At 54.6% G+C, this 22,916-nt stretch carries 19 protein-coding genes and 1 pseudogene; 4 read left to right on the top strand and 16 right to left on the bottom strand.

Going from position 1 to position 22,916, the window contains the following annotated elements; genetic code table 11:
• Positions 1-191 precede the first annotated feature (191 nt).
• The 11 genes from VAE57_RS09145 to VAE57_RS09095 all read right to left on the bottom strand — a co-directional run bounded on the left by VAE57_RS09145 (position 192) and on the right by VAE57_RS09095 (position 14,827).
• Entirely contained in the window at positions 192-2,591 is a 2,400-nt protein-coding gene (locus tag VAE57_RS09145) for a peptidoglycan recognition family protein (RefSeq protein ID WP_322821577.1), read from the bottom strand.
• 42 nt (positions 2,592-2,633) lie between these two features.
• Entirely contained in the window at positions 2,634-4,715 is a 2,082-nt protein-coding gene (locus VAE57_RS09140; protein WP_322821576.1) for a putative glycoside hydrolase, read from the bottom strand.
• Positions 4,716-4,957: 242 nt separating this feature from the next.
• Complete coding sequence (locus VAE57_RS09135; protein WP_322821575.1) at positions 4,958-5,530, bottom strand: adenylate/guanylate cyclase domain-containing protein; 573 nt, start codon at positions 5,528-5,530, stop codon at positions 4,958-4,960.
• Positions 5,494-7,902 carry a GAF domain-containing protein gene (locus VAE57_RS09130; RefSeq protein WP_322821574.1) on the bottom strand — a complete coding sequence of 803 codons (2,409 nt, stop codon included), beginning with the start codon at positions 7,900-7,902 and terminating at the stop codon, positions 5,494-5,496. The genes VAE57_RS09135 and VAE57_RS09130 overlap by 37 nt, the downstream gene beginning before the upstream one ends.
• Positions 7,903-8,612: 710 nt before the next feature.
• The gene (locus VAE57_RS09125; protein WP_322821573.1) at positions 8,613-9,392 is read right to left on the bottom strand and encodes an anti-sigma factor; all 780 of its coding nucleotides are present in this window, start codon (positions 9,390-9,392) and stop codon (positions 8,613-8,615) included.
• 1 nt (position 9,393) lies between these two features.
• Complete coding sequence (locus VAE57_RS09120) at positions 9,394-9,987, bottom strand: sigma-70 family RNA polymerase sigma factor (protein WP_322821572.1); 594 nt, start codon at positions 9,985-9,987, stop codon at positions 9,394-9,396.
• 181 nt (positions 9,988-10,168) lie between these two features.
• Positions 10,169-10,903, bottom strand: a complete 735-nt coding sequence (locus VAE57_RS09115; RefSeq protein WP_322821571.1) for a ferritin-like domain-containing protein — start codon at positions 10,901-10,903, stop codon at positions 10,169-10,171.
• Positions 10,904-11,028: 125 nt separating this feature from the next.
• A complete protein-coding gene (locus VAE57_RS09110) occupies positions 11,029-11,925 on the bottom strand; it encodes a histone deacetylase (protein WP_322821570.1) in 897 nt (298 codons plus the stop codon).
• On the bottom strand, positions 11,926-13,011 hold the full coding sequence (locus VAE57_RS09105) for a calcium/sodium antiporter (protein ID WP_322821569.1): 1,086 nt from the start codon (positions 13,009-13,011) through the stop codon (positions 11,926-11,928).
• A gap of 97 nt (positions 13,012-13,108) precedes the next feature.
• Positions 13,109-13,411 (bottom strand): RNA recognition motif domain-containing protein, encoded by a 303-nt coding sequence (locus VAE57_RS09100; RefSeq protein ID WP_012257727.1) that lies wholly within the window; start codon positions 13,409-13,411, stop codon positions 13,109-13,111.
• Positions 13,412-13,795: 384 nt separating this feature from the next.
• Positions 13,796-14,827, bottom strand: a complete 1,032-nt coding sequence (locus VAE57_RS09095; RefSeq protein WP_322821568.1) for a polyprenyl synthetase family protein — start codon at positions 14,825-14,827, stop codon at positions 13,796-13,798.
• Positions 14,828-15,020: 193 nt separating this feature from the next.
• Between VAE57_RS09095 and VAE57_RS09090 the strand changes: the two genes are divergently transcribed.
• Positions 15,021-15,446 carry a BlaI/MecI/CopY family transcriptional regulator gene (locus VAE57_RS09090; protein WP_322821567.1) on the top strand — a complete coding sequence of 142 codons (426 nt, stop codon included), beginning with the start codon at positions 15,021-15,023 and terminating at the stop codon, positions 15,444-15,446.
• A gap of 59 nt (positions 15,447-15,505) precedes the next feature.
• Here the strand turns inward: VAE57_RS09090 and rimO are convergent, their stop codons facing one another.
• The 3 genes from rimO to VAE57_RS09075 form a co-directional block, all read right to left on the bottom strand.
• Positions 15,506-16,873 carry a 30S ribosomal protein S12 methylthiotransferase RimO gene (rimO, locus tag VAE57_RS09085; RefSeq protein WP_322821566.1) on the bottom strand — a complete coding sequence of 456 codons (1,368 nt, stop codon included), beginning with the start codon at positions 16,871-16,873 and terminating at the stop codon, positions 15,506-15,508.
• A gap of 535 nt (positions 16,874-17,408) precedes the next feature.
• A complete protein-coding gene (locus VAE57_RS09080; RefSeq protein WP_322821565.1) occupies positions 17,409-17,906 on the bottom strand; it encodes a YajQ family cyclic di-GMP-binding protein in 498 nt (165 codons plus the stop codon).
• Positions 17,907-17,930: 24 nt separating this feature from the next.
• Entirely contained in the window at positions 17,931-18,743 is an 813-nt protein-coding gene (locus VAE57_RS09075; RefSeq protein ID WP_322821564.1) for a helix-turn-helix domain-containing protein, read from the bottom strand.
• A 296-nt stretch (positions 18,744-19,039) separates the two neighbouring features.
• On the opposite strand from VAE57_RS09075, the gene VAE57_RS09070 reads away from it, so the two are divergent.
• Both VAE57_RS09070 and VAE57_RS09065 read left to right on the top strand, forming a co-directional pair.
• Positions 19,040-19,228: a hypothetical protein gene (locus VAE57_RS09070; protein ID WP_322821563.1), complete on the top strand. Its 189-nt coding sequence runs from the start codon at positions 19,040-19,042 to the stop codon at positions 19,226-19,228.
• Entirely contained in the window at positions 19,225-19,398 is a 174-nt protein-coding gene (locus VAE57_RS09065; protein ID WP_322821562.1) for a hypothetical protein, read from the top strand. Before VAE57_RS09070 ends, VAE57_RS09065 begins: the two co-directional genes overlap by 4 nt.
• Positions 19,399-19,511: 113 nt before the next feature.
• Here the strand turns inward: VAE57_RS09065 and VAE57_RS09060 are convergent.
• A pseudogene (locus VAE57_RS09060) lies at positions 19,512-20,402 on the bottom strand (restriction endonuclease).
• Between the two features lie 32 nt (positions 20,403-20,434).
• Positions 20,435-21,772, bottom strand: a complete 1,338-nt coding sequence (locus VAE57_RS09055) for an amidohydrolase (RefSeq protein ID WP_322821561.1) — start codon at positions 21,770-21,772, stop codon at positions 20,435-20,437.
• A 174-nt stretch (positions 21,773-21,946) separates the two neighbouring features.
• Between VAE57_RS09055 and VAE57_RS09050 the strand changes: the two genes are divergently transcribed.
• A complete protein-coding gene (locus VAE57_RS09050) occupies positions 21,947-22,603 on the top strand; it encodes a hypothetical protein (protein WP_322821560.1) in 657 nt (218 codons plus the stop codon).
• Positions 22,604-22,916 lie beyond the last annotated feature (313 nt).

Here is a 22,916-nt window from a genome sequence, read left to right as displayed (position 1 = left end):
CGATCACGTAGCAAAGGGAGAGTGTGGTCACTGGTACGAGATGGGTGAGAAGAGGGGAGGAAACGGGTAAGCGCAGGTCAACGTACCTGTTATGAGAATACTATGAACGTTGCAGTCTGAACGCAATCCACAGGGGTCACGTTCAGACTGCAACATTCACAGCCACCACAGACGTTGATAACCTCTACCGCCTACGGCAGTGGGATACCAGGCGAGGTACTACCGCCACGAGCACCATTACCGGGATAGATCGAGCGTTCCGCCACGATAGGCTGATTACTGCGCACGATGGCGGCCACGGCTGTTTCATCGGGGAATACCTCATGGAGCGCCAGCGTGTAACGAGCGCCAGTCGGAATGCGCACACTCAGGCTCGTCTTTGTACCATCGCCAAAGACGACCTCAATAGTAGCAATAGCAGATAATAGGCCAACATTAGACAGGCACAGATAGTAGCTGGCATCACTGGTACGGCCATCGATGAATGCCCAGCGGTACGCCGGAGACCGGGCACCGGTGCCAATGGTACCGACTGCACCGTCGGCAAAGAACATTGCTCGCTCCACAGCAACGGGACGATCCGCGATGACTTCAGTGGCGAAGCCGAGATCAGGAACAACTTCGTTGACATCAATTGCCAGTTGTGCCCGTGGTGGAATTGCATAACGGCGGGTAGCCGCAATCCCATCCGGGCCGCGGAAGATTGCTTCGACATGGGCCGGCTGATTGTTCGGATTCAGCACTAACAACTGGGTGCGAAACTCGCCTTCGGTGGTACCCTCGGCGAACAGCCAGCGCCGCGAGAGCGTATCGATACCACGACCGGTATGCAAACCGCTTCCATTTGGGCCAAAACGCATTGTGCGCTCAACTGCAACCGGCTGGTCGGCAATAACCCGCATCCCAAAGCTTGCATCGGCGAGCGGACGAGTGCCATCGGGAAGTGTTATATCGTGTACCGAGACCACCAGCCGATTCTGCGCACCGATCTGCACCTCTTGCTCAAAGACGGTTCCATCGCGACGCATATACGTGATCTGTGCTCTGGTGTTGCTGGGTTGCGGATTAAAGATGATGAGATAGGTTTGGGTTTGATTGGTCGTACTCCCTTCGGCGAAATACCAAACCCGCGATAGGCGATCAACCCCTGGCCCGCTATCAATGTCGGTTGTGAGAGCCATCGATCGCTCGGCCAGAATCGCTTCGTTGGCTTCAACAATTGCCGGCAAAGCACTTGCGTTCGGAGCAATCTCATTCACATTAACATCAGCCCGACCACCACCGGGGACCTGGAGTTCACGGATGATCGGTTGCCCTGTTGGCGGAAAGAATGTCACCCACGCTGTCGCTGGCCGTGACGCAGGGTTATACACGCTCAGCCGCTGACTGTAACCGGCGGTATTACCTTCAGCGAAGTACCAGCGTGCACGAACTGTTGATCTGTCGACCTGTGTGCGCAATAATGGCAAAAGTTCGCGCAGCGGCGGATACGGATCAACCGCCATCGTGCTGACCTCGAAATGACCGGCAATAGCTGGGCGCAATTTTCCATCAGTTGCAGTCGGTTGCAGATCGGTTGGAGCGATAGCATACGTCTGGGTGAGCCATGCCAGCAAGGCGACAAGTCGAGATTGTGCAGCGGATGAAGGTGCCTGATCGGCAGGCGTGAGCAGCGCAACATGCACATCCGCCTCACTACCGGCAACCTGGCGCACCAGCGAGGTTGGTCCTCCTAGCCGGCCTTCAAACAGATTCCCCTCGTTGTCAATGATATAGTGATAGATCAGATCATCCCAGTCGAGCACGCTGGTCTGATAGACCAACAACGCCCGCAGATATGACAACGTCGCTGACGGTGGAACATCGACAGCCAGTTGATGGATGACGACCCCTCGTGGATCGCGACGATCGGGTCGAGCCGCTGCCGGTTCAGCCCAATCGGTACGAGCGATGTGCAGTGGACGCGGTGTCAAGACGGGCTTGCCAAACAGAATTGGCCGTTGCGGTAAACCGGCAGCGAAGATCGGTGGCGTGATCTGGGTTGCCAGGTAGGTAATCGTCACTTCATTGAGCACCGCCGACGCGCGTGGCACCTCGCTGGTAAAGGTCGCACGTAATTGCAGGTAGCGGGTATCGTCTGGCAAGAGCAGCGGAGCCGCAGTCGTAAACGCATCTGGATCGGCAGCAGGTGGTTCATCGGCCACAACGAGCGGTTGCCATGGCCCCCAGCCCTCATCGCCATTCACAGGTGGCGTTGCCCGTGCGCGCAGTTCCAACCGCAAAGCGGTGCCGGTAACCAGATCGGCGCGCCAGACAGCACCGGCAGCGTTGGTTACAAATGCTGTCTCAAACGGCGCCGAGATAAAGCTACCCTCATTTGACTCGGCTGCCAGTCGTAATTCACCACCGGCATTGTTCACCACCAGCAGATTTTGGCTCTCACCGGCCTGCCAGTCACGCACACTGCTCAGGCGCCAGCTCGACACCTGTGCCGTCAGCGCACCTGGACGAGCAATAACCGGTAGCGTCCATACCAGCATACCGGTCAGCGCGATGAGCAGGCTTAGTCTCAGCCCTGTGTGTCGGATCATACGTCATGCCCCGCTGCAAACTCATCGACGATTTCTCTGTTGCTATGGTGTCGAGCGCACGGCACCATTGAAGGCACCCGTGTAGATATTCGCCGAGTCGTAAAGTATCCAACCCGACGCAGCTTCCGGTTGCTCTTCGGTGGCATTGATCTGAGCACGTACTTCAGCCGGGCCGTATTCGACGACTACCGGCGACCAGGGATCGGTGTGATCCTGAAGCCATGGACGTTGCCGTCCGTAGCTGGCCATCATCTGACGGCCACCATTCCGTACTGCAATCTGGATCGTTTCATACGGAAATTTGACCGGCACCGCAATGTTCTCCAATCCACCCCACCATAGCGATGGATAGGGCATTGGGCAGACGTAATCGGCATGCTCACCCATCCGTGCCATATCCTGGGCAATTGTGAGCGATGGGCCATTCACTACCCGTCCAAAGACATCAACTGACATAAAGGCGCCAGCTGCATTAACTGCGTGGTGGGCACGTTGCATGAACTCGATAATGACATCGTACATGCGACCTGGATTGTCGACCGGATCGATTGGTTCGCTGAACAGCAGCTTATCGCGAAGCTCTTCTCTGGCACCAAACCAGTCAGGGAAGCGGATGTAATCAAAATTAATCTCATCAAACCCCATCTGAGCCGCTTCAACCGCTAGCGCGATATTGTAATCCCAGACATTCTGATTGGTTGGATCGAGATAGGCGTAACGAATACCAGGTCCCGGATAGTCGGCATACACCTCGCCGGTTGAACGCAGGCGGATTGACCACTCGGGGCGCGCATCAGACAACGCATTATCGTGTGAAAAGAGCTGAACACGAGCAATCGTGTAAATACCACGCTCTTTCGCTTTAGTCAGAATCGACTGAAAATCAGCTCTTGGTGCACTCAAACCCAATTCACGGGCCAGGGGTACCTGGGAGTCATAGTAGACCATGCCCAGATCATCGCGCAGATCACTCTTGATATCGATCACTATCGCGTTCAGTTCGGTACGATCAATCAGATCAAGAAAACGATCAACCAATCGCGGCACCGATGCCACCGCCGCCGTAATGTAGATTCCCCGCACGTAGAAGGGTTCCAGCTCAATCTGCTGCGGCATATTACCCGGCTCAATCGAGATCACCCGTTTGGCATACCCTGGAGCCAGGACCTGCACAAAACCACGTTCGGGCAGGTTGGGCAGTCGAAAGCGGCCCTCGACACTATCGTTGATACGAGTAAATGCAACGGCTGTTGAGGTCAGGGTCTCGGTGGCGATAATTGCCGCATTGGGTACCGGCTTACCGGTAGTAGCGTCAATGAGCTGGCCGATGAGTGTATCGGGACGAAGGGTGACATCGAGACTCGTCGTGCGGGTAAAGGGTTGTGTCGTTGGCGCAAAACCATCGGCCTCGACAATGATCTCACCCTGTTCGGTGGGAAGATCACGGAGCAGATAGCGCCCCTCTGCATCCGTTGTCGTTCGCAAATCAGCCAGTGTCACCGTTGCGCCAGCTACAGGTTCGCCAGTATACACATTGGTAACCTGGCCGCGTAACGTATTCGGACGCACACTGACATCGAGTCTAGTCGCTCGTGAAATTGTCTCGCTTGCCGGGGCGTAATCAGGTGCACGTACCGTCACGGTAAACGATTCGGGCACACCGGTTAGCGTGTACTGCCCATCGGCGTCGGTTGTCGTGCGCAGGGTATCGTCATTGTTCAACAGCACCTCGGCTCCACCGACCGGTGCTCCGGTGTACGCATCGGTTACTCGACCACTAAGGACGTTGGGACGAAGCGCTGTTGTAATCGTGACTGTAAAGACACCGCTCTCACCCACACCGGGTTGACCGGCCAGGGGCAGGCTTACCGGCTCATACGCCGGTGCCTGTAACGCCAGCGTGTCTTCGGGTCGCCAGCGTTCAGCGTGGAAACGTCCCTGCTCATCAGTGGTCAGAGTCAGATCACCAATCGTTACCGTAGCATTGGGGACAGGTGCACCGGTGTAGGCATCGGTAACTGTTCCGGTTAGGACAACTGGCCGTGACGCACAGCCAGTGATAATCATGACACAGAGCAAACAGAATAGCCAGAGGCGAACAATTCGCCGCGAGAACAACCCCATGGTTGGCGAACTCCTTTGGTTTGGAATGAAACGTGCCATCATTCAACAGACACCAATTGAACGTATCTTAAAGTGCCGATAGACGGCTGTCAAGTGATTGAGAGGTGATAGGAGATAGGAGATAGAAGATAGGAAGTTAGTAAGGTAAGAGGTAAGAGGTAGGAGATAGGAAGGTAGAAGATAGAAAATACATGTTGATAGACTGTTTTTGTTTTTACTTCCTATTTTCTATTTCCTACCTCCTACTTCCCTGCATTGACCAACGACTGATCAAGCAACACTTCATAAATAACATGAGGTTCCTGTTTACCTTTCAAGCGCACCGCACCCAATTCACGCAACTCATATGGTGATTGATCGCCAAGTACTTGCATCAAGTGTGATGAAATAATGATTTGACCGGCTTGAGCAATACTGCACAAACGTGAGGCCGTATTTACCACATCACCAATGAGTGTATAGTCTTGACGCTGATCCGAACCGATATTGCCGACTACCGCTGAACCATAGCTAATCCCAATACCCATTCCCATATCGAAGGTGAACTCGTCACGCCAGATTTGCGCCAGCCGGGCAAATGCCTGTTGCATAGCGACCGCTGCCATCACAACACGCTGAGGATCATCGGGATGGCTGATTGGTGAACCAAAGACGCCGATCAAACCATCACCCAGAAACTTATCAATTGTGCCATCATAAGCGTAGAGAGCATCGGTCATCGCTGTAAAAAACCGGTTGAGGACACGTTCCACCAGTACATGGGCGTCCATTCGCTCAGTTAACGAGGTAAAGCCACGCATATCGGCGAAGAGCACGGCAACTGTACGTTCCGTTGGCGTGCCGAAATCGCTCCCCGCACTGAGCAGCCGTTCAGCGACTTCCGGTGACACATAGCGGCGAAAAACGCTGCGTACCCGTTCACGCTCTTGTTGTTCCAGGCGCTTAATTGGGCTAATATCACGAAAAACGACGACCCGACCCAGCGTTTTTCGGTCAACGCTACGCACCGGAGCAATACTGACACTAAAGTGCAGGTTTGGCTGTGGTTCGATTTCAAGCGCTGTTGATCCCTCTTTGTCAAGCGCAGGCAAGATGGTGCGCAGCGCCGGAAACTGATCAATAGGCTGACCATAATGCGTTTTCTGGTCGATCTGCAAACGGGAGAGAGCTGCTGAATTGCCAGCAACAGGCGAGCCTGGGGATCAATGAGCAAAATAGGATCGGTTGCACCCTGCAAAATGGCGTTGAGTGTTGAACGCTCGTCATTCACAATCTGGTACAGTCGAGCATTTTCTACGATCTGGACAACAAGACTTGCCACCGTGGTGAGCAATTCCAGTTCAGCCTGCCCAAACTGCGCACGGCGATACACTTCCAGACACAGAAAACCTTGCGTTTGCTTTTTCAACCTCAGTGGTGCCAGTAAGAGATGATCCAACGCTTGCGCTGTAAAGAGCGATTGCAGAGATGCCAGACTTAGATCGGATCGTTCGGCAAGATCAGTTATGTAGCATGGCTGTTGCACCATCGCAATTTTGGCGGCGATGTAAGGATTCTGTTGCAGCAAACGTGACAGTTCTTTATCGAATGATGACTCCTGACCAGACGATACAACGATTGTATCAGCAGGTTTGGGGCCAAACAGAATGATAGCAGCCCATTTGGCCTGAAAGATCTGCGTAACTGCCTTAGCAATTAGTTGCATATCAGTAGCTGCAGTGAGCTGAGCAGTTAACGCGAGGGAGAGACGGTTAATATCGTTAAGTTGTCTGATGCGGCGCTGTTCGCTCTCAAACAGGCGGGCATTGCCGATGGCAATTGCCAGTTGGTTGGCGATTGCCTGTAAAATAGCTTCATCATTGCCGGTAAACGCGCCTGGTTGCGGGCTACGTACCTCAATCGTGCCCAGCAACTCACGGCCTAGCAGGATTGGAATGCTCAGCGCTGAACGCGCCAGTGCTTCACCCGGCAAGAGTGGCACAAAGCGCGCATCATGGCGCAGATCATCAACCCGCAGTGGTTGTTGCTGACGGTACACCCATCCACTCAATCCTTCTTCGAGACCGATGACTACCTTCGTTTCACCCAGCAGATTAACCCCGGTAATCGCACGCAACTCAAATTGATTATCCTGACGTAGTAAAAGTGCGACCATGGGGTAGTTGAACTGATGGTGGATCATCTGCACCAGTAACCGGCTCAACTGATCCATCTGCATCAATTCAGAAAGCATGCGGTTAATCTCGTTGACCTGACGCAACTCTTCGGCACGACGGGCAAGTAGCTCTTTCTGTTGCTCACTCAGACGATAGAGGCGAGCACTCTCCAGCGCAACTGCACTCTGTGCAGCGACTGATGACAGCAGTTCCAAATGTTCGGTTGTGAAATAGCCAGGGGTATGGTGTACCAGAGTAATCACTCCCCACGCACGGTTGTCGCGGATAATCGGCATGGCCGCCACTGAACGCACATCCTGATGATGTTCAGACGTTACCAGCCAGCGCGAGTCGGTGCGTGTGTCGGTGATCAGGATTGGACTACGCGACCGCAGTGCCAGACCGGCCACACCGTAACGCAAAATATCCTGGATTTCACTGGATGCTGGCTGCTGGCTGCTCGAATAGAGGAGAACCTTATCCTCGATGAAACCGGTCAGAATGATACTGGCGCGAATGGCGCCAATGGCATCGGCCAGGTGGTTGAGAAAACCTGTGAGGAGGACATCTAATTCGATACTGGAACCCAGATCACGCGACAGATGAAGTAACAACTCCGTCTTGCGCTGCTCTTGCTGGAGATTGCGTTGGGCACGTTGCAGACGGAGCAGAGCGCGTACTCGTGCCAACAACAGGTTGTGGTCAACCGGCTTGAGCAGAACATCGTCCGCACCGGCATCGAGATTACTGACACTAGTATTCAGGTCAGCGTGGGCAGAGACGATGATAATTGGAATAAATGGTTTGGTGCGATCTGCTTTGATCCGACGGGTTATTTCGCCTCCATCGACACCCGGAAGTGCCAGATCGAGCAAAATCAGGTCAGGAGTGATTAACTGGAGAAAGTTCAGTGCCTCTTCACCCGTGGTTGCTACCGAAACCCGGAAGCCATGGCGGGTGAGAATAACTTGAAAAATACGCCGAATATCATTGTCATCTTCAACAATAAGAATGTGTGCTGATTCGGACATAAACACTCCCGGGTAGGAAGTTCCGATTAGTAGTATAACACGTCTGAAACAGTTTCTCTCTCGTCTTCGGGTGAATATCAGAACTTAATTTCATAAAAGCTGTGCGGTTGTGCTCCCAGACCATCGCCCAGGCGCATGAACCTTGCCAATCACTAACGACATCATTCTCCTGCTCGCAGTCTGCCTGTATGGCAACGAGGAGGACTGATGGTCACCTCCGATGCCAGCACGCGCTGAATTGGTTGCCTTGCCCGCTCGTCATGCGCGTGTCACGCAGTGTGGTATGCGGCAGCCATGCTCACGATCTGGCGTTCGTCACACCGTTGACCCTGCTCACAGGGTGCCGGGTGTGCTCGTCACGAGCATAGCGTCTGCCAGGAATGAATAAGATAACTTCCAGGAGATGTTTTTTGAAATAGATTCTATTTTGTAGTTGTGAAAAGCCTATCTGGATTGATTTGGAACCTGCCTTTTGCGGTCTCGCCAAGACTGAACTAAAGGCACTCCCATTGGGGTAGCGCCCGCAGGGCCAGGATGTGGTCAGATAGGGCTTTAGTCTTGACAGGCCGGTAAGTGCTCTTCGGCAGATCTGCCTGGCTGGTCAGACGTAGCATTCGACAAGCGCAGAATGTTCGACCATCTGGTCAATACCGGCGAAACTCACCTCACCGTTTGGTCTCGCTGATGGCAGCTTGCAACCAGTGCAAAGGTCAGCTTGTCTGGCCGGCAATCAAAACCGGACCAGTGGGTCCAGGGCTACCGGGAGCCGGTTCAGCCGTAATTGCCAGTGTTATGCCACTGGCCACCCGTGCTGCCGGCAAGCGGATAAAGCCATAGCCATTCGGGTCAACGGTAAAGACACCACCACTAACCGGAGCTGCATTACCCTCGATAAGCCAGAGCTGATAGACCTGATCAGCGGCAAGAGGTGGTAGGGCTGCAATAACAACCAGATACCCATCTGGATCGCGAAATGCCGTTCCCTGACCGTTGTCTCCCTGTAGCGAAGCTAGAGGACTAGGCGCAACAAGGACGGCGGCCAGTTGTTGAGATGCAGCCTGCGCAGTCGCAGCGATCATTTGCGCCTGATCACGCTGTTGAATGATCGTTGCCAGTTGACCCTGCAAACTATTGGTGTACCAGACCAGACCAAAGACAGCGACGGCAAGGACTACCGTCAAACTACCGAGAACTGCCTGCCAGCTTCGCCACCAATGCCGATAGGACAATGACTTCTCTACCTGTGCTGTGCGGCGTCCTACGGCATAATCGAGGGTCCGCTGGCGCCACTCCGAGGGTAGTTTCGGTTGTTCGAGACCATACGGCAACAAATCGGCAGCCGCCCGCAGCTCGGCCAGAGTCTGCTGTAATGCCGGTTGCTCTATCAGTAGACGTTGCACCCGTTCGCGCTCTGCCGGTTCGAGTGCATCGAGTGCGTAAGCCGCCAGCAACTCGGCTATATCGTCAGATCGTTCCGATGAAGGTTCCATACTACGACTCCGCCAGCATTCGCAATAGTTCACGTAATTTTGTCAAACCAAGTCGCAATCGTGTTTTGATAGTGCCAAGTGGTTCACCGAGTCGCTCGGCGATCTCTGCTTGCGTCAAACCACCGTAATATGCCATCTCAATGGCCTGGCGCTGTGTTGATGGCAGATCGGCCAGGGCTGCGCGCACTGCTTCACGCAAGATGCGTTGCTCAACATCATGTTCAATGTCTGAGGATGTTGAAGGATGAGGCGTAGCCTCAATGCCGGTTAATTCACGGCTGCGCCCTCGTTCACGTTTACTGCGGAGCGCGTCAATTGCCCGATGGCGACTGATACCGATAATCCAACCCGCCACCGCACCGGCCTGGCGACGAAAGCCACCTGCCGTCTGCCAGATATTCTGAAAAACGTCTTGCATAACCTCTTCGGCTGTCTGCCGATCACCGGTGATACGCAGCGCAATCGCGTATACTAATGAAGCGTACCGATCATATAGCTCGCCGAGTGCAGCCTCTTCATGCTGAACAATTAAGTCGATGAGCAATTCATCGGTCAGACCACGGAGACCAGTATCTTCAGGTGGTTGCGATGGCATTGAATACGAGACCCTCTGTTCAGTAGCGCTACAGCGATCCTGTATTATAGCTGAATTGACCGGCACAAGTAATGATTGCCCACCCACAGTTGCTCCCCTCTCTTGTGCAACCGGTAAACATACACAAGCCTGCCAGGAGATGATCGCCCTGGCAGGCCCGGCCTCTGCTGACCCGACGCGCTTAGAACACCCTGGTATAGGGCTGAGTTGGATCGGACTTCACCCCACCGAGAACAGTCATAATCTGCGCCGCCGTTGGTGCGGTGACCGGCCCAATGAAGCCCTGACCGCCTTGCAAGAATGGGGCCAGCGTGGGCACTGCGTCAGAAACGTTGTAGTAAATCGGTAGCGGTAAAGGCAGATTATTCGGGGCAAAGCCGCCAATGTTTCGGATCAAGGCCAGATGCTGCGCTTCGCTGCACGCATGCTGAGCCGTGGTGCCGGCCAGCCGATCAGCACCCAATTCGGCAAAGCGGCGGGTGGCCGCAAGGTAAGCGCCGACAAACGCGGTCTCGGCATCTGCTCCGACCTGGACAAAGAGGGCTGGGTCACGTAGCAAATTGGCCGGAACATAGAACTGATTGGTCAAAGGCTGACCACCGTTGCTGACCAGAAAATCGAGATGGTACTTCTCGGCATCAAGGGCCAGCTTGAGGTAGAGAATATCTTCTTCGTGCAGTTTGAATTGGGCTGAGGTCAACGCAGCGTAGTAGAACGTGGTTGCCAGTGTCTCGGCTGTTGCAGCCAGATTCAGAATAAGCTGCGGATCGTCTTTGCGATCATGACCGGCTGAGGCAGATTGAATCCCGAACAGATTGGCGAAGCTTGCAACCACCAGACCGCCACCAATACCGGCAATACCCTTAATCAGACTCCGACGAGAGAAGATACCCTGATTTGTTTGTTCGGCTGTCACTGTCTTACCTCCGCTTTCAGATGATGTTCGGTGCATGCCCGTGCATGCGCCTTCATCTATCTGTGCGAAGGTTTTGCCATTTTGGATGTCAGGATCAGAACATCTACGCCAGGGATTTGGAAAGATTACCGTAAACCAGCCGCAGCGGCAATGGTATGGGTGTGAATGTCAACCGTGTCACTGATCTGACGGGCATAGCCGCCAGCCATCGTCACCGCAACCGGCACACCTGCCGCCTGACAATAACCAAAGACCAGACGGTCGCGTTCGGCCAGGCCGGCTTTGGTCAGACTCAACCGACCCAACCGGTCGTCGTAATAGGGATCGGCGCCGGCCAGATAGATCACCAGGTCAGGTCGGGCAATTGCGAAAACCTGGCGCACCCCCAACTCCAGCACATCAAGATAGGCTATATCGCCGGTAGCATCAGGAAGGGCAATATCCAGGTCACTCTGCTGCTTGCGAAAAGGAAAATTGCGAGTACAGTGGATCGAAAAGGTGAAGACGGTTGGATCATCACTGAAAATGGCGGCAGTGCCATCACCCTGATGTACATCGCAATCGATGATGGCAATACGTTGAGCACGTCCTTCGGCCTGCATGGTGCGTGCGGCGACTGCGGCATCGTTGAAGACGCAATAGCCGGCGCCGGCATCGGCGAAGGCATGATGGGTACCACCGGCCAGATTCACACTGACCCCTTCGCTCAGGGCTACCCGACAGGCGGCTATCGTTGCCCCCACCGAACGCCGCGAGCGTTCGACCATCTGCGGCGACCAGGGAAAACCGATGCGCCGAATTTCAGCACTGGTCAATTGTCCATGCATGACCCGCTCAACGTAGTTCGCGTCATGCACCCGGCACAGCTCAGTGATACTGGCCGGTTCGGGAACGTGCAACCGCTCAGGCGTTACAATCCCCTCGCTCAACACCCGCTCACGGAGCAACGCATACTTCTCCATCGGAAAACGGTGCCCTGGCGGTAGTGGCAAGACAAATGTATCAGAGTAAAAGGCGCGCATCTATTCCGAAGCATTCATTGAAAGCTGACGCTGGCGACGCTCTTCCCCCAGCCAGCGTAAGGCTCGAACAACCAACAGAGCGACGGTGAGAGGGATCAATACCAGACCTACAACTGTAGTATAGATCGGTAATCCGGTGCTACCGGTTGCCTGCAAGACCAGATACAGCGTATAGCTCAGATAATAGACCAGTAAGAGACTACCTTCCCGTTGCGATACCATTCGGCGAGTAAAGAAAATTGGCCAGCAGATGATCGCTGCCCCAAGCATGACCGGCAAGTCAAGCCAGATCGTTGCTTCAGGCACGGCAATCGGTTGTGGCGATAGGATCATCGTTGTGCTCAGCACAAGCAGCAGATTGAGAATATTACTTCCAATCACATTCCCAACCGCAATATCACGTTCGCCCCGTAACCCGGCGATCACCGATGTCGCAATCTCAGGGAGTGAGGTGCCCACAGCGACAATCGTTAACCCGATAATCAACTCACTCACACCAAACCAGCTTGCGAAGGTAACTGCGCCATCAACCAACCAGCGTGCACCCAGAATGAGTAATACCAGTCCACCGACGACCATTGCCAGTTGGAGAACAATCGCCCGCCAGTGCCGTTGGGTAGTTCGAGCATGATGCGGTGTCTCGTGGGTGCTATGTCGCGGCCAGATTGTCCATCCATAGCCTATCAAGGCTAGAAGCATAATCATCCCATCAACCCACGATAACGCGCGATCAAGGGCAAGCAAAAAGGTAAGGAGGGAAGCGCCGATCATAATTGGCAAATCCCGGCGGAAAATCTGCCGATCAACCGGCAGCGAGCCAAACATAGCCGCTACACCGAGAATGAGCATCACATTGGCAATATTGCTCCCGACGATATTGCCAAGCGTGATGGCACCCTGGCCGTTAAAGGCAGCTTGCAGGCTGACCGCAATTTCCGGTGAACTCGTACCAATGGCAACAACCGTCAGACCAATAATTAGCGAAGAAACACCCAGGCCGGCAGCCAGACTGGCTGCCCCACGCACCAGTAGATCGGCCCCCAAGACCAGCAGGACAATGCCTGCGATGAAAAGGATGACAACCATAATCTATGTCCTGACACAACATACCCCCTGTCAATGACAGGGGGCAGAGGATCCCGCTCACGAGCCAGTTGAGGCGCGACCGGCCCGAAGGGAAGCGTTAGTAACGCCGACCGCCGAAGCCGCCGCGATCACCACCGGAACGAGGGCCGCGGGAACCCTTGTCCTCGGCTTCATTAACGCGAATCTCACGCCCGTTGATCGGACGACCGTTCGTCTGACTGATCACAGTCGCTACATCAGCGACTTCCATCTCGACAAAGCCGAACCCACGTGAACGACCAGTCTCACGATCGTTAATCACCCGTGCGCTACGTACATCGCCGTAGTCCTGAAAGAAGGCCTCCAGCGTTGCATCATCAACGCTCCAGGCCAAATTACCGACAAAAAGCTTCACGTACATTCCGGTCCCACTCCCTCCGCGTTGGTTGCTCAACGCAGTCACTCACGGGGCTAATGCCCACAAACCACGCCTCCGAAACAAACACCGGACGCTTCGCCTCAGAGCGAACGGCGGCCCACAGCGCCGCGTGCTGTTCCTCAGGCGTGGAGGTCATGCGGACGGGGGAGTCGATCGGGCCTCAAACGGACGAACGGACTCTCGCGGCGACGTGACGCTGTGTAACGGCTATAGTGTATCACATTTGCAGCCGGCTGAAAAGACGGTTGAGGGTTCTAAATTCAAGCATGTCATTAGTTTTAGAGAAACAGATTAGCTCATGTACCCGGTAACATCGAGTGACGCAGACTCTGTCCTGTCCACGCTCATCCACGGCAGAGAGACGGCCTACCCCTGCCGCCCAATCAGACGTTGCGTCAGGGACCGTAACTGATCACGGGCAACGGCTGCCGCTGCGGTAGCCGGATTCAGACGATCCAGGGCTTTGAAGGCATCCTGGTGGTGTTCATTTGCCATTGCAGCGCAGAAGGCACGTGATCCGGCCGCATCGAGAATAGCCATCGCCTCCATCACAGCAGCCTCATCGAGTGTGGGCTGGCGGTAGAGGGCAGCCAGGCGCTCACGTTCAGGACTATGCGTCAACGCATGCACAACCGGAAGACTGACTTTACGGCGGTAGAGATCGGCAGCAAACGGTTTACCGGTCTGCTCTGGGGCACCCCAGATACCGAGAATATCGTCTTCGATCTGGAAGGCCAGGCCAACCGCTCGCCCAAAATCGGCCAGTGCTGCCACCGTCGCCCCGTCAGCACCGGCTGCACGGGCACCGAGTTCCGCAGCGCCGGCAATGAGAGCGGCAGTTTTCCCACCGATCATCGTCAGGTAATCAGTGGGGGTAATACTCAGATCGCCCTCAAAGCTGAGGTCAAGATATTGGCCTTCGCAGATGCGGAGGATGATCTCATCGAAGCGACGCAGAATCGATAACACCCGCTCTGCCGGCAAGCCACGCTCGCTCAGGCGGTGAATGGCCAGATGAGCGATGACAAACATGGCATCGCCGGCATTGATGCCATGCGCCAGACCCCAGATGTGCCACAGCGTGCGCCGCCCACGCCGCATAGCACTGTCATCTTCAATGTCATCGTGGATGAGCGAGAAGTCGTGGAGTAACTGGATACCAGCGGCAAGCGGCAATGCCTGGTGCGGATCACCACCGGCAGCCGCACAGGCCAGTAATACGAGCTGTGGCCTGATCAACTTGCCCGGATCGGCGTCCGCCGGCGTCAAATCCTCATTGCGCCAGCCGAGATGGTACTCCTGCATAGCGTAAAACCGGCTCAACCGCCCTTCGACCACCGGAAATGCAGCACGCATTTCCGCCTGAATTTGATAACGAACGTCTTGGGTTGCTGTCATATTCATTACAAATGGTTTACAATTCTAACAGCCGGATACGACGATTTGTCGTATGAATAAGCAAGAAATAGTACTACCGATGAGTCATCGCTGTGTAATGTTTTCCTCTTCTCGAAACGCAGGCAACGCCGTACACTCGCTCTCAGGAAGTGATGAGCTGTCGTTACCATTGATGCGCGTAAAGGGGTGTTGTATGGCGTTCAACCTGCGTTTCCGCTTCAGCCCGACGAAAGATGGTCTGGTTAAGGTCCTGGGTCCACTCGAGACAGAGATTATGCAGATTCTCTGGCAAGAGGGATCGAGCACAGTGAAAAAGGTACATCGGAAGCTGGCCCAACAGCGCGACATTGCGTACACAACCGTTATGACTACCATGAGTCGCCTGGCCGATAAGGGTGTCTTGAATCGTGAGCGAGACGGGCTGGCATACGTGTACACCCCGGTTATCTCTGAAGATGAATTTGTTAATCTGGTTGTACGACAGGTTCTGGATGGCTTACTTGATGATTATAGCGATACTGCCATTTCGTACATGGTTGATTATCTGGCCAAAAATAATCCTGCCGAATTGCGTCGCCTCCAGCGTGAGATCAGTCAGCAGTTAAACGGATCAAAGTAATCATTTTCCCAATCGGTGAGTGGCGTGGATTAACATCCACGCCACTCACTGCTGTTCATCTACCCAAGCTCCTCTCCCCACAAATCATACGCAGTCGCCTGGGTAACCTGTACCGGTATCATTGTACCCGCTGGATAGTTGCCCCAGACAAACACCTGACCGTCAATTTCTGGTGCATCACGGAACGAGCGCCCGATACTCAGCGCACTGCCATCATCTGCCGTACCATTCCCTTCGATCAACACCTTGATCGTTCGCCCCACCCAACGCTGATTGCGCGTGTAGGAGATGGTTTGTTGCAGACGCATCAGCTCGTGCCAGCGCCGCTCGATGACCTGGGGGCGTACCTGATCGGGCAATTCGGAAGCCGGTGTCCCTGGTTCGCGCGAGTAGCGAAAGGCACCAACCCGGTCGAGTTGGGCAGTTTGCAAGAACTCCAGCAGGGCGTGGAATTCAGCCGTGGTTTCGCCAGGATACCCAACAATGAATGTTGAACGGATGGCAATATCGGGCATTGCAGCGCGGAGTTCGGCAATGATCCGCAGGGTGCGGTCGGTATCCGGTGGCCGGCGCATACGACGTAGCGTAGCCGGATGCGCGTGTTGCAGCGGCATATCAAGGTAGTGGCAGATTTGAGGGTAGCTGGCCATTGTAGCAATCAGACGCTCGCTGATACCGTGCGGGTAGGCGTACATCAAGCGGATCCAGGTCTCTGGAGGTGTTACCTGACACAACTCGGCCAGGAGCCTTGCCAGACCGTCTTTCAAACCAAGATCACGCCCGTAGTCAGTCAGATGTTGCGCAACCAGCACAATCTCCCGCACGCCTCTGGCAACCAGTTCTTGCGCTTCCGCCAGCACTGCACCAACCGGCTTCGAGCGCATATCGCCCTTGAAACTGGGAATTGTGCAGAAGGCGCAGCGCAGGTTGCAGCCATCGGAGATTTTGAGGTAGGCAGAAGGCGTCTGATGCGTGCGACGAATTTGTGTCGTGCGCCAATCAGCATACGAGGTCGGCTGACCGTTTGTGGTCGTCGTCAATGGAATGGTGGTCACCGATTGCCCTGGCGTCAACGGAATCACCGGGCGTTCCAGTTGCCCGACCAGCGTGTTGATCTGCGTCCACTGCTGCGTACCCAGCGTTGCGTCTACACCGTGCACACCTGCCACCTCGTGAGGATGGCTCTGCGCCATACAACCGGCGGCAATAAGCCGTTGACCAGGACGCTTCCGCCCGGCCAGTTCTTTCAGGACACCAAGGGTTTCGGCACGCGCAGCCGCGATAAAACTACAGGTGTTGACAATAATAACATCGGCCTCCTCAGCCGAAGCAACTGCCTGATGACCCTGTGTGCTGAGCAGCCCATCCATTCCCTCGCTATCAACCGCATTTTTGGGGCATCCCAGCGTAACGATGTGATATTTCATTGGTTGTATTCTCGATAATAGCTGTATATTCTTGCAAAAGGATACAGAATCCTCTCGTTCCATTATAGATCGAGTTTCAGCGCGAGCGTGTACCAATGCCGGTCGCCCGTGCAATTGGTGAGAGGGTTTTTACCGTGCTCGCGCACAACCTCCGCTGAGCATGAAGGTATAAGGAGGATCACACCGGACACCGCCAGGGCATATGGTTAGAACCTATTTCAAACATATGCCAGGCTCCATGATTGTGACAAGCGCACCCGGCATCCTCATGATCGGCCGGATCAACGGAGTGACATGAGTCGGATCGCGGGCACGGCTGCTGCGGCAGCACGGCTGCCGCACGCCAAACGCTGTGACACGAGCATAGCGAGCGGGTAAGGAAGCCAATCCAACGCATGATTGAGCGGAGACGGTTGTCTGCTCTCCTCGCTGCCCTACCGGCAGCAGAATATGCCGGCGTTGGTGATTGGCAAGCATTCATGCGTCTGTGGAGAACGTCTGGGTGAATGACAGCACAGCTTTTATGACATAAGTTCTAGCGATAATTGGTCATCTGCAACGGCACCGGAATCTCGCCCTCGCGTTCGCGGAGAAATGCGATTACCGCCTGTAATTCATCACGGCTCTTCCCGGCAACCCGCAGTGAGTCTCCCTGGATGCGGGGCTGAACCTTGGGAAAACGATCCCGGATCATCTTGCTCAATTTCTTTGCCAGCTCGCTATCGATACCACGACGTAGCGTCACGATCTGACGTACCCGTCCACCACTGGCATCGGTGGGTTTGCCGTAGTCAAAGATTTTAAGTGATAGCTTGCGGCGCAGGGCTTTTGTCTCCAGCACATCACGCACACTCCGCAAGCTCATCTCGCTGTCAGCTTCAATGATCAGCTCTGTTTTCGTCAAGGTGATTGTGACACCAGCATCTTTCAGATCGTACCGTGTTTGAACTTCACGCAGGGTTTGGTCAACCGCGTTCACCAGTTCTTGTTGATCGAAATCTGACACAATATCAAAGCTATTTTCGGCGGGCATGAACTTCCTCCCTATTAGAACGTACTAATTTGGTGGCCATGACCAGTTGACCGGCTGGCCGGGCACGGTGCCGAGCGGCCCCTGTTGCAACCCATTAACCGTCACTTCCACATCGGTAGGATTTCCAGCCCGAATAAAGACGCGACGCTGGGCGGTAAAGGTGCGTTGCTCGCCGGTGCGCATGATCGCCTCAAAGACTGTACTCCCGTCAACCTGTACCCGTACCCAGGAATTCTCGTTACCACGCACACTGGGCACCCGCACTTCTACCACAATGGGCGCGGCCTGAGTTGCTTCCGGCGCGGGGGTAGGTGAAGTGACCGGGGTCAGAACCACCGGCGAAGGGGTTGGCGTAGCAACGAAACTGACCGTTGCCGGTGGTGGGCTGGGCGTTGGCAGTGGGGAAGGCGGCACAATTGTCGGTGAGGGAGCGATGCCGGCTGAAGGGGTGGCGCGCTCGCCAATTTGACCAAGAGCACTAAGGCCGACATAGGCCAGACCGACCAGAGTCAGGGTTATGAAAAAGATAGCAAAAAAACTGGGCAGCACATACATGCGAGTGCGGGGAGGGTTAGTTGCCGGAACAATCCGAATTTTGTTGGTAGCACCACGTTCCCGCCGGTAGAGTTCAATCATCTCATCTGGGGACAACCCCAGGTATTGGGCATAATTCCGAATAAAACCACGGGCAACAACATCTCCTGGCAAACGCTCGAACGCACCCTCCTCTAGTGCTTGCAACGATTGCAGAAGAATGCGGGTGTCAGCCGCCGCCTGAGCCAGTGAAATGCCGTTCGCTTCCCGCGCCCGTCGCAGACGTGCGCCCAACTCACTCATAACGCTTCCTTCTGCCGCAATGCTGGCTCCCTACCATCCTTCCCTATGGTATGGTGATATTAGATGCCCGATACCTGGGGTCAGTATACCACAATCATCGTTTGCCGCTAACAGCAGAGCGCAGAACTGCTCACGTTATTGTTTGCAAATCAATGTCAGGCACCGATCTGGTGGCCCGGTCAGAACTTTTGCAACGTTGCCTGCTATTCACTCGTATCATAAGCAAGGGATAATTCCCGCATCTCCGCTAAAACTACCTGCCATATTGTATAGTGTCATAGTCAGGGGAGAAAACCATGAGCACGTTGTTTTTGATCGCAATTATTATTGGTGGCTTGATCGTAGTTGCCTTGATTGGCTCAGATATCTTCTGGTTTTTAATCCAGATTGGCGTGATTGTGAAGAAAGCGGCTGAACCACCTACGCAGGATTACGGCAGCTACTCGCTCGATCAGGGGCGCGATGTTGGTGAACGAGAGCGATGATTGATATGTTCAGCGTTCTGGAACGTGAAGCCATCATTATTGGTGTTATCGTTGGCACCGTTGCGGTAGCCATATCTTTCCTCCTGGCCGGAAGCCCACTCTGGCTTCATCTGCTCGTGATAGTATTGGCAGGAGGTCTGATTTGTGGCGCGACGATGCTTATACGGTAGTACATGCAGATATACGTTGTCTGCTGGTCTTGTCTGGGCGAGAGATCGCTCAGGCGAGTTGAGTCTGTGTGTTTTTCGCTGAGCAATCGTGATGGTAGACAATGGTTTAGACGTTATCCATTCCCAAAATAGTCGGAGTCAACTCGCTTGAGTTGATACGTGGAGACGGTTGTGACGCCTACATCGTAGTCGATCATAAGCTCCACTAAACGTTTTTCATCAATCAGGACGATCTTCGTATCAATATTTGCAACATAATTAATAGCCTCAGCCGAGAAAGTAGACGTTGTGATGAAAATACCTTTCCTTGCTCGCTTTCCCATCAAAGCACCAACAAATTTTTGAATTTCTGGACGGCCAACAACGTTATCTCACCGTTTGGCTTGAATATAAATCGTATCAAGACCCAGCCGATCTTCATCAATGATACCATCGATTCCTTCATCTCCAACCTGGCCAACGGCCCTTGCGGCATCACGCCGCGAGCCACCATCCCCCATGTTTACGAGTAATTCAACAACAAGCCGTTCAAAGAACGCCGGAGGGCTTTGCTTTACCAGTTTGAGCAATTCTTGAGCCAGGTTATTTCTAATCTCTTGATAGGCATCTTCAAGAACCTCTTCAGGTGTTTGTTCTTTCTCTTCAAAGATTGTTGATTTGGGTCTTCGCCGAAACTCAAGATATTCAGGGAATGGTTCCAGAAATCTTATATCAATTCGCGAAGGGTTTTGTTGAAGAACTTGCTGACCACGAGCAATAATGCGGTAGTATGAACGACGGGTTGTTTCGATCAGCCCTGCTTTGGCTAAATACGTTCTGGCCCAGCCGACGCGATGATAAAACACGGGTTGCTTACCGCCCGGCAGCAATTCCCGTACCTCTTCTTCGCTTAGCGAAAATATCTCAGCGAGACGATCCAACAAATCCTGGATCGGGTGCTCTTGACCATCGGCCATTACCCGTAGCATGGGCAGCATGATCGTCTGAAAATCGGGGATCGGCATATCGACTCTGTCATTAGATATCATCTACCCGGCTACCGGCTCGCCTGCGCTTCAGGGTACGTCGCAATCCGTCGTTCGCCCTGACGTTGGGTGAGACGCTCGATCCGCGCAGCCACCTCGCGTAACACTCGTGGCTTATCGATGGTAAGCAGGGTACGCCTGTGCATCAGGATACGACCATCAACGATCACCGTATCAACATCGGCAGCCTGCGAACTGTAGAGCAACGCTGCTGCCGGGTTGTGCAGCGGCTGCGTATGCGCAGTTGCGCATTGTACCAGCGCAAGATCGGCACGGGTACCAACCTGCAAGACACCGATCCCATCCCATTGCAACGCACGGGCACCGGCGCCGGTAGCCAGTTCGAGCGTAGTTCCGATTGGCAGACAACGGGCATCACCCTGGCGTAGCTTTTCGAGCAGAGCCAGCAGACGAGCTGATTCCAGAATATCGTAGGTATTATTGCTCGCCGCACCGTCACTACCGAGCGCAACGGTAACCCCGGCTTCGCGCATTGCCAGCGTTGGCGCAACGCCAATCCCAAGTTTCATCTCGGTTTTCGGCGTTACGGCCACAGCTACGCCATGGGCTGCCAGGGTCGCAATATCGTCTGGCGACACGTGAGCAACGTGCGCTGCCAGGGCTGGTACATCGAACAGGCCAGCGTTGCGGGCGACGGAGACTGGTGAACAGCCGTGGGTAGCAAAACTCTGGGCGACCTGGGCTGCGGTTTCGGAAAGGTGAATATGGATACCGACGCCGAGTTCACGCGCTGTCTGGGCCACCCGCCGCAGCAACGATGGTGTGCAGGTATACGGTGAATGCGGCCCCATCCAGACCCGAATCCGATCTGCCTCAGCACCGTGCCACTGCTCGACAAACTGACGTGCCTGGCTCAGTTGGTCGTTTTCGTCAGCCCCAGAAAAGATCGTCCAGGCCAGCAGCGCTCGCATCCCTGACTCCTGCACCGCCTGGACAATTGCGTCCATGGCAAAGTAATGATCGGCGACGCAGGTCACTCCCGCTTCGATCATTTCAGCCAGACCGAGCAATGTGCCCCAATAAACATCTTCAGGGGTGAGGTTGGTCTCCAGCGGCCAGATAATGCCGTTGAACCACTCTTCGATGGGAACATCTTCGGCGACACCGCGAAACAGACTCATCGCGGTGTGGGCGTGACTATTGATCAGACCGGGGATAGCGAGCAGACCATCGGCGGCCAGGGTTTCACGAGCAAGACCGGGGCTAATGTTGGGAGCAATGGCAACGATACGTCTATCGGTGATGGCAATATCGTGTTGCGGCAGCACAGAGGGAACGCCGTTGGCGATCTGAAGGACGTCAGCGCGTTGAACAAGGAGATCGTACATAACGTTCCTCTATAGTAACAATGCACTTCGGTTATTACGAGCATTGTAACCGGAAATCTCAAGATTGACAAAAATTGAACATTTGTGCTATAATAATGTTAGCGCCGGCATTGCACAACAATAGCCACCAGGCGCATAGGGACGAATCGGTACGGAGAGTTAGAGGAGGAAGCCATGCCGGCCAAACCACAGAGCGAACGCAGCGTCACCCGCACCTATCGCACAGCAATCAAACTCGGCGACGACTTTATCACCATCGAAGAGACCATTACCCTGCCAATTGATGCTGATGACCAAATGGTTCAGCAGGCAGTTGATCTCGGCTGGCGTATTTTTCGCAGCCAGCGCGAAGCTGTCGAGCAGCAGATCGCCCACATCCGCGAGCAATACACGCCGGCAACGGCCATTACGGTGCGCGATCCTGATGCGCCAGCCAGTGAGCGCCAGCGCAACTTCATCGCTGCCCTGCAACAAGCATTGGGTTGGTCGGGTGAGCAACTCGCCAGCTTCGCCCAACAGCATGGCTATGATCTGGTCTCGCTCAACAAAGGCCAGGCATCAGCCTTCATCGATGAGTTAAAGCGTCTGAGTGATGAACACCAGCGGGTTGTCATCGCCGAAGAGCGCGCTCGCTACGCAAATCAGCCAATCACTGATAAGCAGCGCAACGCCATTGCTTCACTGGCCCGTGATCTCTCACTCGATCCCGACGCCGAAGCACAGCGTCGGTTTCAGGCTCCGGTTGCTCAGCTCACCAACGAACAGGCAGCCACGCTGATCAGCGAATGGCAAATGGTGCAGCGAGCAAGGGATAGTCGCCGGTCAGGGTAGACAGAGCTTGTTTGTCAAGCCATCTCATTCATCATTGACCAGCCCGATCATCGTGACGAGAACGTCCGCTATCGCTATGCCCATTGCGCGACGGGCGATACATGCGAGCGTATGTGGGAAAGAGGAGGTGAAGGGCGGCGAGTCGGCAGTTTCAACGTTTGGGCGGCCAACAAGAGCCAGCGGGTTAAAACCCTGCCTCACTTCCTTGAAGCCCCTTCGAGGCTGGCCTGCTGGTGGGAAGCAGGCGCCATACGCACGCATGAGTAGACTCAGCGGGGCTGCCACGTCGTGAGGGCGAGCGTCAGCCCGCACG

The sequence above is a fragment of the Chloroflexus sp. genome (genome assembly GCF_034434295.1).
In the GTDB taxonomy this organism is placed as follows: Bacteria; Chloroflexota; Chloroflexia; order Chloroflexales; family Chloroflexaceae; genus Chloroflexus.
The sequence above is the reverse complement of the archived record's forward strand: the minus strand, read 5'-3'. Positions and strand labels throughout refer to the sequence as shown.

What these genes read in the sequence shown, in the direction of transcription:
- VAE57_RS09145 (WP_322821577.1), bottom strand. Translation starts at nt 2,591, where the DNA reads ATGATCCGACACACAGGGCTGAGACTAAGCCTGCTCATCGCGCTGACC.
- VAE57_RS09140 (WP_322821576.1), bottom strand. Translation starts at nt 4,715, where the DNA reads ATGGGGTTGTTCTCGCGGCGAATTGTTCGCCTCTGGCTATTCTGTTTG.
- VAE57_RS09130 (WP_322821574.1), bottom strand. Translation starts at nt 7,902, where the DNA reads ATGTCCGAATCAGCACACATTCTTATTGTTGAAGATGACAATGATATT.
- VAE57_RS09125 (WP_322821573.1), bottom strand. Translation starts at nt 9,392, where the DNA reads ATGGAACCTTCATCGGAACGATCTGACGATATAGCCGAGTTGCTGGCG.
- VAE57_RS09120 (WP_322821572.1), bottom strand. Translation starts at nt 9,987, where the DNA reads ATGCCATCGCAACCACCTGAAGATACTGGTCTCCGTGGTCTGACCGAT.
- VAE57_RS09110 (WP_322821570.1), bottom strand. Translation starts at nt 11,925, where the DNA reads ATGCGCGCCTTTTACTCTGATACATTTGTCTTGCCACTACCGCCAGGG.
- VAE57_RS09105 (WP_322821569.1), bottom strand. Translation starts at nt 13,011, where the DNA reads ATGGTTGTCATCCTTTTCATCGCAGGCATTGTCCTGCTGGTCTTGGGG.
- VAE57_RS09100 (WP_012257727.1), bottom strand. Translation starts at nt 13,411, where the DNA reads ATGTACGTGAAGCTTTTTGTCGGTAATTTGGCCTGGAGCGTTGATGAT.
- VAE57_RS09095 (WP_322821568.1), bottom strand. Translation starts at nt 14,827, where the DNA reads ATGACAGCAACCCAAGACGTTCGTTATCAAATTCAGGCGGAAATGCGT.
- VAE57_RS09090 (WP_322821567.1), top strand. Translation starts at nt 15,021, where the DNA reads ATGGCGTTCAACCTGCGTTTCCGCTTCAGCCCGACGAAAGATGGTCTG.
- rimO (WP_322821566.1), bottom strand. Translation starts at nt 16,873, where the DNA reads ATGAAATATCACATCGTTACGCTGGGATGCCCCAAAAATGCGGTTGAT.
- VAE57_RS09080 (WP_322821565.1), bottom strand. Translation starts at nt 17,906, where the DNA reads ATGCCCGCCGAAAATAGCTTTGATATTGTGTCAGATTTCGATCAACAA.
- VAE57_RS09075 (WP_322821564.1), bottom strand. Translation starts at nt 18,743, where the DNA reads ATGAGTGAGTTGGGCGCACGTCTGCGACGGGCGCGGGAAGCGAACGGC.
- VAE57_RS09070 (WP_322821563.1), top strand. Translation starts at nt 19,040, where the DNA reads ATGAGCACGTTGTTTTTGATCGCAATTATTATTGGTGGCTTGATCGTA.
- VAE57_RS09065 (WP_322821562.1), top strand. Translation starts at nt 19,225, where the DNA reads ATGATTGATATGTTCAGCGTTCTGGAACGTGAAGCCATCATTATTGGT.
- VAE57_RS09055 (WP_322821561.1), bottom strand. Translation starts at nt 21,772, where the DNA reads ATGTACGATCTCCTTGTTCAACGCGCTGACGTCCTTCAGATCGCCAAC.
- VAE57_RS09050 (WP_322821560.1), top strand. Translation starts at nt 21,947, where the DNA reads ATGCCGGCCAAACCACAGAGCGAACGCAGCGTCACCCGCACCTATCGC.